Annotated in this window: 6 protein-coding genes; 1 reads left to right on the forward strand and 5 read right to left on the reverse strand. The window is 66.7% G+C overall.

Annotation, left to right across the window (positions count from 1 at the left end; genetic code table 11):
- Nucleotides 1-105: 105 nt before the first annotated feature.
- Genes AB4Y68_RS11500 through AB4Y68_RS11515 form a run of 4 tightly spaced genes read right to left on the reverse strand, consistent with a single transcriptional unit; the run spans nt 106 to nt 4,015 of the window.
- The gene (locus AB4Y68_RS11500; RefSeq protein WP_441455850.1) at nt 106-2,520 is read right to left on the reverse strand and encodes an ATP-binding protein; all 2,415 of its coding nucleotides are present in this window, start codon (nt 2,518-2,520) and stop codon (nt 106-108) included.
- Nucleotides 2,521-2,563: 43 nt separating this feature from the next.
- Nucleotides 2,564-3,049 carry a YcgN family cysteine cluster protein gene (locus AB4Y68_RS11505; RefSeq protein WP_441455852.1) on the reverse strand — a complete coding sequence of 162 codons (486 nt, stop codon included), beginning with the start codon at nt 3,047-3,049 and terminating at the stop codon, nt 2,564-2,566.
- Between the two features lie 43 nt (nt 3,050-3,092).
- A complete protein-coding gene (locus tag AB4Y68_RS11510) occupies nt 3,093-3,431 on the reverse strand; it encodes a DMT family transporter (protein ID WP_441455853.1) in 339 nt (112 codons plus the stop codon).
- Complete coding sequence (locus AB4Y68_RS11515) at nt 3,428-4,015, reverse strand: TetR/AcrR family transcriptional regulator (RefSeq protein ID WP_441455854.1); 588 nt, start codon at nt 4,013-4,015, stop codon at nt 3,428-3,430. The genes AB4Y68_RS11510 and AB4Y68_RS11515 overlap by 4 nt, the downstream gene beginning before the upstream one ends.
- Nucleotides 4,016-4,123: 108 nt before the next feature.
- Between AB4Y68_RS11515 and AB4Y68_RS11520 the strand changes: the two genes are divergently transcribed.
- Nucleotides 4,124-5,947, forward strand: a complete 1,824-nt coding sequence (locus AB4Y68_RS11520) for an ABC-F family ATP-binding cassette domain-containing protein (protein ID WP_441455856.1) — start codon at nt 4,124-4,126, stop codon at nt 5,945-5,947.
- A 194-nt stretch (nt 5,948-6,141) separates the two neighbouring features.
- Here the strand turns inward: AB4Y68_RS11520 and AB4Y68_RS11525 are convergent, their stop codons facing one another.
- On the reverse strand, nt 6,142-6,711 hold the full coding sequence (locus tag AB4Y68_RS11525; RefSeq protein ID WP_441455857.1) for a hypothetical protein: 570 nt from the start codon (nt 6,709-6,711) through the stop codon (nt 6,142-6,144).
- Nucleotides 6,712-7,269: the final 558 nt, after the last annotated feature.

Consider the following 7,269-nt stretch of genomic DNA (forward strand, 5'->3'; position numbering starts at 1 on the left):
TAGCGGTGGAGGGGCCTGCGCCCCAGCCTGAAGAGGAGCAGCCCCTCCGTCACGAACGCTTCGCGCCCGCGCCACCTCCCCATTCCATGGGGAGGAGAAGGAAGCCTACCCCGCCAGCGCCACCGCGTCCCCGCCCGCCAGCCAGTGGGCCAGCGCCCCGGCCAGCTCGGGAATCTGGATCGGCTTGGCCAGATGCCCGTCCATGCCGGCGTCGAGGCAGCGCGCCACCTGGTCCGCCTGGACGTTGGCCGTCAGCGCCAGGATCGGCGTACGCCGCGTCGTACCCGCCTGCATCCGCCGGATCTCCCGCGTCGCCGTCAGCCCGTCCATGACCGGCATGTGCACGTCCATCAGCACCAGGTCGTAGGCGCCGTTCTGCATGGCGTGGACCGCCTCGGCCCCGTCGCAGACCGTGTCGATCTCCAGCCCCAGGCCACGCAGGATGGCGCTGACCAGTTCGCGGTTCCCCGGCGCGTCGTCGGCCATCAGGATGTGTCCTGCGGCCATGGTCCCGGGCGCAGCCATCGCCTCGTCGCCCCTGGCCAGCCGCCCGATTGCGCCGCCCTGGGCCAGGGGCGTCTCGAACCAGAAGGTCGCCCCCTCGCCCGGTCGGCTGTCGACGCCGATCTCGCCGCCCATGATCTCGATCAGCCGCCGCGAAATGGCCAGCCCCAGTCCGGTGCCGCCATAGACCCGCGTGGTCGAGGCGTCGGCCTGGGTGAAGCGTTCGAACAACTGGTCGATCTTCTCGGCCGGAATGCCGATGCCGGTGTCCGTCACCGCCACCCGCAAACGCCAGCGCCCGTCGCCTTCCGGCCGCCCGCCGACCCGCAGCGTCACCCCGCCCTTGCCGGTGAATTTCACGGCGTTGGACAGGAAGTTCAGCATCACCTGACGCAGCCGCCCCGAGTCCCCGGTCAGCACCTCGGGCATGGCGGCGTCGACCACCACCTTGAGACTCAACCCCTTGCCGACGCACTGCCCCTCGACGATGGCCGCCGCCCCGTCGACCAGGGCCGCGACCTGGAACGGCTCGGGATCCATCTCGATCGCGTTCGCTTCCAGCTTGGAATAGTCGAGGATGTCGTTGATCACCCCCAGCAAGGCCTCGCTGGCCGTGGCGATCCGCTCGACATAGACCCGCTCCTCGTCCGGCAGCGCCTCGGAGCCCTGCAACAGGCCCGAAAAACCGATCACGCTGGTCAGCGGCGTGCGCAGCTCGTGGCTCATGTTGGCCAGGAATTCGCTCTTGGCCTGGGCGGCCTTCTCGGCCCGCTCCTTGGCCTCGATGACCTCGGCCTCCAGCGCCTTGCGCTGGCTCATGTCGCGGATCACCACCACCACGTCATCGACATGGCCGTGCTTGTCCCTCAGCGCCTTGAAGGTGCATTCGACCCAGACGGTCGCGCCGTTCTTGTGCACGGCGCGGTGCTCCAGACGGGTCGGCCGGCCGGTCTTCACCGCCTGTCCGATGGCGCCCAGCACCAGATGCCGGTCCTCGGGGTGGACATAGTCCGTCGACTGGCCCGTCATCTCCTCGAAGGTCCAGCCCAGCAACTGCTGGATCGCCGGCGAGATATACTTGCTCGACCCGTCCATCTTCACGCGGGTGATGACGTCGCCGACGTTCTCGGCCAGCAGGCGATAGCGCCCCTCGTCGCGCCGCGCCCGGGCCAGCACACGCTCCTGCTCGGTCACGTCCTGGAAAACGCCGAACATGGCGACGACCTGGCCGGTTTCGTCGACCTCGGTCTCGGCGTGGGTCAGAACCTGACGCTCTTCACCGTCGGGCCGGACGATCCGCAGCTTGGCCAGGTAGCCTTCGCCGTGCTCGATCCCGCGTTGGATCAGACCGGCCATCGTCTGGCGATCCTCTTCGACATAGAAGTCCAGCGCGCTGTGCAGGTTGGGATCGAACGTCTCGCGGTCGACGCCGTGAATGCGATAGACCTCGTCCGACCACTCGACGACGCCGGTGTTGCGTTCCAGCCGCCAGTGGCCGACGCCCGACATCTGCTCGACCAGCCTCAGCGTCTCCAGACGCTCGTCGCGGATACGCGCCGCCTCGATGCCGGCGATGACGTCCTCGGTCATGCCGGCCAGCATCTTCAGCTGATCCAGTTGCTTGTCGCTCGGCGGGGGCAGGCTGCAGTCGTGCAGGACGCTCAGCGCCCCGATCGGCGCGCCGTCCGGTCCGCACAGGGTCGCGGCGGCGTAGAACCTCAGGTGCGCCGGTCCGCGAACCAGCTGATGATCCTTGGTGCGGGGATCCTTGGCGGCGTCAGTGATGACGAGAACCGCCCCACGCCCCATCGCTGCCATCATGGGCGCCAGACTATTGTCGAACGAGGTCCGCTGGGAACACAGGCCCGCATTGGACCGCACCACGGCTTCGGTGGGGGTCAACAGGGTCACCACCGCCGCCCGGCAGTCGAACAGCGTCGCCGCCAGATCGACCAGCCGGTGGAACGGGCCAGCCGGATTGTCGAGCGCCTCGATGCTCTTGGTGGTGAATGACAAAGATTAGGTCCTCCTGGACCCACCTTTCATCAGGACCGCCGAATCAATCGTTATCAGTCGGCGCTTTCGGCGATTTCGCCCCGCGTTCCAGCATCCATTCGGGCGCTTCGAAATCCAGGGCGTCTTCTTCCGTCGCCAGCGCCGCTTCCGAAATGGTCTGGCGTCGGATCGACACCCCCGCCTTATGCACCGTCTCGGGATCGCCCGAGACCAGCGGATGCCACCAGGCCAGTCCCCGCCCCTCGTGCACCCGGCGATAGCCGCACGACGGCGGCAGCCAGCGCAGGTTGCCGATCTTGCCCGGCGTCAGCTTGATGCAGTCCGGCACGTGCTCCTGCCGGTTGGCGTAGTCCGAGCAGGTGCATTTGTCCGGGTCGAACAGCTTGCAGTGAACCCGCGTCGGCACGATCTCGCCGGTGTTCTCGTCCTCGAAGCGAATGACGCAGCACAGGCCGCACCCGTCGCACAGGCTCTCCCACTCGGTCGGAGACATCTCCGTCAGCGGCTTGGTTTCCCAGAAGGGTTTCATGCGCGGGGCCTATACGCCGCCTATGCGGCGCTGTCGCGGCCGATCAGTGCGTCACGCTCTTCGAGAAGACGTTGATCACCACCACTCCGCCCACAATCATGATCAGGCCGATGACAGCCGGCAGGTCCAGCTTCTGCTTGAACAGAAACAGGCCGATCACCGAGATCAGCACCACCCCCAGCCCGCTCCAGATGGCGTAGGCCAGCCCCACCGGCATCTGCTTCAGTGCAATGGTCAGCAGGTAGAAGGCCAGGCCGTAACAGAGCGCCAGCCCGGCCGTCGGCCAGGGTCGGGTGAACTGCTGCGACGACTGCAACAGGGTGGTGCCCAGAACTTCCAGGCCGATGGCGCCCAGAAGAGCCGCCCAGGTGATCGGGTTCACCCTTCGCTCGCCTGAGCGTCGGTCAACAGGGTTCCCGGCGTCAGCAGCGACAGCAAGGCCTTGCGCTGCTCCGGCGACACCTCATGCACGCCGAACAGATCGCTTATCCAAAGCCCGTCGGCGATCAACCGCAGCATCAGGGCGTCATCCTTACCCGCCGGATCGACGGGGTCGTCCACCGCCAGGGTCCGCATCGCCGCCCGCCAGCGCACGATCAGCGTCGGTTCGATGGCGCAGGCGGCCAGGGCGGCCCGGCCGATGCTGACGTCGCGCTCCGTCACCGGTTCGTTGACCGTGGCCCGCAGATAGGCCCGCGCGTTGCGGCCATAGGGATTGGGATCCCGCGCCGCCTCCTCCAGCACCTGCGCCGTCATCGACGCCGCCAGCTGGTCCATCACCCCTTCCAACAGGGCCTGCTTGTTGGGGAAGTGATGCAGCAAGGCGCCCTTGCTGAACGACAGCCGCGCCACGACCCCATCCAGCGTCAGCCCCGTCGCCCCCTGTTCGGCGGCGACCTCGATCGCCATGTCGATGATCTCGGCGCGGGTGGTTTCCGGCGCGCGGCGGCGTGTCTGAGCTTCCATGCGCAAGACTTACCGTCCAGATGGTATGTTATCAAGCGATGGCCTGCGACGCCCCCTTCGGTCTATAGGGGCGACCCTCCTCCCGCATTTATCGGTCGCATTGTCTTCATGGCTGCACGTCCCCCTCTCGTCGCCCTCAAGGACGTCCGCCTCCAGGACGGTCAACGCCCCTTGTTCGACGGCGTCGATCTGGCGGTTGAACCGCGCAGCCGCGCCGCCCTGGTCGGGCGCAACGGCGCCGGCAAGTCGACCCTGATGAAGGTCGTCATGGGCCTGATCGAGCAGGACTCTGGCGACCGCTCGGTCCAGGCCGGCACCCGCTTCGCCTATGTGCCGCAAGAGCCGGACGTCAAAGGCGAGACCCTGCTCGACTACGCCGCATCCGGCGGCGCCGAGCGCTGGACCGCCGAAAGCTGGCTGACCACCTTCGGCCTCGACCCGGAAAAGGCCGCCGTCGGCCTGTCGGGCGGCGAGACCCGTCGCGCGGCCCTGGCCAAGGCCTTCGCCGAAGAGCCCGACGTCCTGATGCTGGACGAGCCGACCAACCACCTCGACATCCTGGCCATCGAACTGCTGGAAAACGAGCTGGTCCAGGCCCGCTTCGCCGTCCTCGTCGTCAGCCACGACCGCGCCTTCCTGAACAAGGTGACCAACACCGTCCACTGGCTGGAAAACCGCCGCGTCCGCACCCTGAACAAGGGCTTCGACGCCTTCGACGAATGGTCCACCAAGGTCATGGAGGAGGAGGCCGAGTCCCTGCGCCGCCTGTCCAAGACCATCGAGCGCGAGACCGCGACCTTCTACTCCTCCATCACCGCCCGCCGCAGCCGCAACGAAGGCCGCGCCCGCTCGCTGAACAACCTGCGCGCCGAGCACGCCGAACGGGCCAAGGATCAGCCGCGCGAGCTCTATCTCGGCGTCGATTCCGGCGTGACCTCGGGCAAGCTGGTCGCCGACCTCAAGGGCGTGTCCAAGGTCTTTGGCGACCGCACCATCTTCAAGCCCTTCACCACCCGCATCATCCGCGGCGACCGGCTGGCCATCGTCGGCCCCAACGGCGCGGGCAAGACCACCCTGGTCAAGGTGCTGCTGGGCGAGCTGACCCCCGACGAGGGCACGGTCAAGCTCGGCTCCAATCTGGAACCCGTCTATCTGGATCAGTCGCGCGAGGGGCTGAAGTCGGACATGACCCTGTGGGACGCCCTGACCCCGGGCGGCGGCGACAGCATCATCGTGCGCGGCTTCTCCAAGCACGTCGCCGCCTACGCCAAGGACTTCCTCTTCTCCGAGGCCCAGCTGCGCCAGCCGATCTCGACCCTGTCGGGCGGCGAGCGCAACCGCCTGCTGCTGGCGCGCGCCCTGGCCAAGCCCGCCAACATGCTGGTCCTCGACGAACCGACCAACGACCTCGACATGGACACGCTGGACAAGCTGGAAGAGCTGCTCGAGACCTATGACGGCACCCTGATCCTGGTCAGCCACGACCGCGACTTCGTCGACCGTCTGGCCACCTCGACCATCGCCATGAACGGGCGCGGCGACATCGTCGAAACCCCCGGCGGCTGGACCGACTTCATCCGCCAGAACCCCGGCTTCCTCCGGCCCGGGGCCAATCCGCGCCCGCAGGACAAGGAGGCCGCCGACCGCGCCGCCGCCAATCCCGCGCCCGCAGCGGTCGCCCCCATGAAAAAGCCCGGCAAGCTGTCGTTCAAGGACGCCCACCGCCTGAAGGAGCTGGAAGCCCTGCTGGAAGCCCTCCCCGGCCAGATCGCCAAGCACGACGCGACCCTCGCCGACCAGAGCCTCTACACCCGCGACCCCAAGGCCTTCGACGCCGCCATGAAGGCCGCCGACAAGGCCCGCGCCGACCTCGAGTCCGCCGAACTGGAATGGCTGGAACTGGAAGAGAAGCGGGCGGCCCTGGCGGGCTGATCGGGCGCTTTCACGTCGCTCCGAGGATGACGTGCATCGGCGCTTTCCTCCCCACCTGTGGGGAGGGGGGGACCGCGAGGGGCGACGCCCAGATCGTGCCCACGAATGCCGGCTAGGGGCGGGAAGCGGACATCGACCCGCCCCTGGAAACCTTGCGCGAGAAATAGCTTGCCGAAGTCACTCGGCCCCCTCGCTCATCGCGAGGTCCAATAGGTCAAAAGGACGTAAATCCAGATCAACTGGAGGACTCCCAGTCCGATCAGCTGAGCCCGTCGGCGAGGCAAGCAACAGAGCCCGATCAAGGTCGCCCACCACACTGCTGTGACCGGCGATCCGACGAAATGCAGCGGTAGTGCCGCCCACGCCTGAGTGGCCGCAGTCTCGATCAGCATCAGACCAAGGTTCGCCGCCATGACGCCGCCGAGCACCCATCGGTAGTGGCCCATATAATACTCGTCCAGCGACGCCCAGTCGGTGGCGACCTTTGGAAACACCATCCCTGCCGCGAAATAGTAGACGCCGGCCACGACGAGGGCGGCGACGAACGGCCCGTAGGCGACCTCGATGTCTGCTAGCCCGCTCCAGGCATTGACCCAGACGCTGGACAGATCGATCAGGATGAATACCGCCAGCATCGGTGTCAGCCAGCCGATCTTGATGCGCGTGCGTTCGCGCAGAACATCGCTCAGTCCGCCAATGACGACGGCAATTGCGAGGCCGAGGATCAGCCCGAATAGGCTGAAGAAGAACTCGAACGCACTCATCAAGGGCCTCCCCACCGATACTTCGGCGGACACGCTAGCCTAGGTCGATGTTCAGTCAACGATCCCGTCAAAAACGCGCACCCGTGGCTCAGGTCAAAGAAGCCGTCGGCTGCCGATGCCCGCCTCTCATTGTCCGCTTTGGGTCGCGTGCGGTTCCAGGCCAGCAAGCGGACGCCTTTAACGTCTACTAGGGGCGGTTAGCGGACACCGGCTAGCAAGCTTTGAGAGGCCGGTGCGCGATATCGTGCTAGAGAAGAGCAATGTCAGCGCGCCTCACAAGGGTTCTGGTCTGGATAGTTGCCATAGCCTTGGCGCTGCTATTCCTTGCTCTGTTCGGGCAGTTCTTCGCGACAATCATCCTGACATTCACAGGGTTCGGCATAATCATCTAACGCCCGCAACGGGTGGGGGGCTCAACCGGTGAACGCAACACGCTAACTTTTCTTCGGAGATGGAGCGTGGGCGATGAAGCAGCGGCGGCGGATCTATTACTCGGCGGCCCAGCGGGCTGAAATCTGGGATCGCTGGAAGGCGGGCGAGTCGATGAGTTCTATCGGG

It is taken from the genome of Brevundimonas sp. 2YAF1 (genome assembly GCF_052114745.1).
Taxonomy (GTDB): domain Bacteria; phylum Pseudomonadota; class Alphaproteobacteria; order Caulobacterales; family Caulobacteraceae; genus Brevundimonas.

Coding starts and splice junctions, on each gene's coding strand:
- AB4Y68_RS11505 (WP_441455852.1), bottom strand. CDS start 3,049: ATGAAACCCTTCTGGGAAACCAAGCCGCTGACGGAGATGTCTCCGACC.
- AB4Y68_RS11515 (WP_441455854.1), bottom strand. CDS start 4,015: ATGGAAGCTCAGACACGCCGCCGCGCGCCGGAAACCACCCGCGCCGAG.
- AB4Y68_RS11520 (WP_441455856.1), top strand. CDS start 4,124: ATGGCTGCACGTCCCCCTCTCGTCGCCCTCAAGGACGTCCGCCTCCAG.
- AB4Y68_RS11525 (WP_441455857.1), bottom strand. CDS start 6,711: ATGAGTGCGTTCGAGTTCTTCTTCAGCCTATTCGGGCTGATCCTCGGC.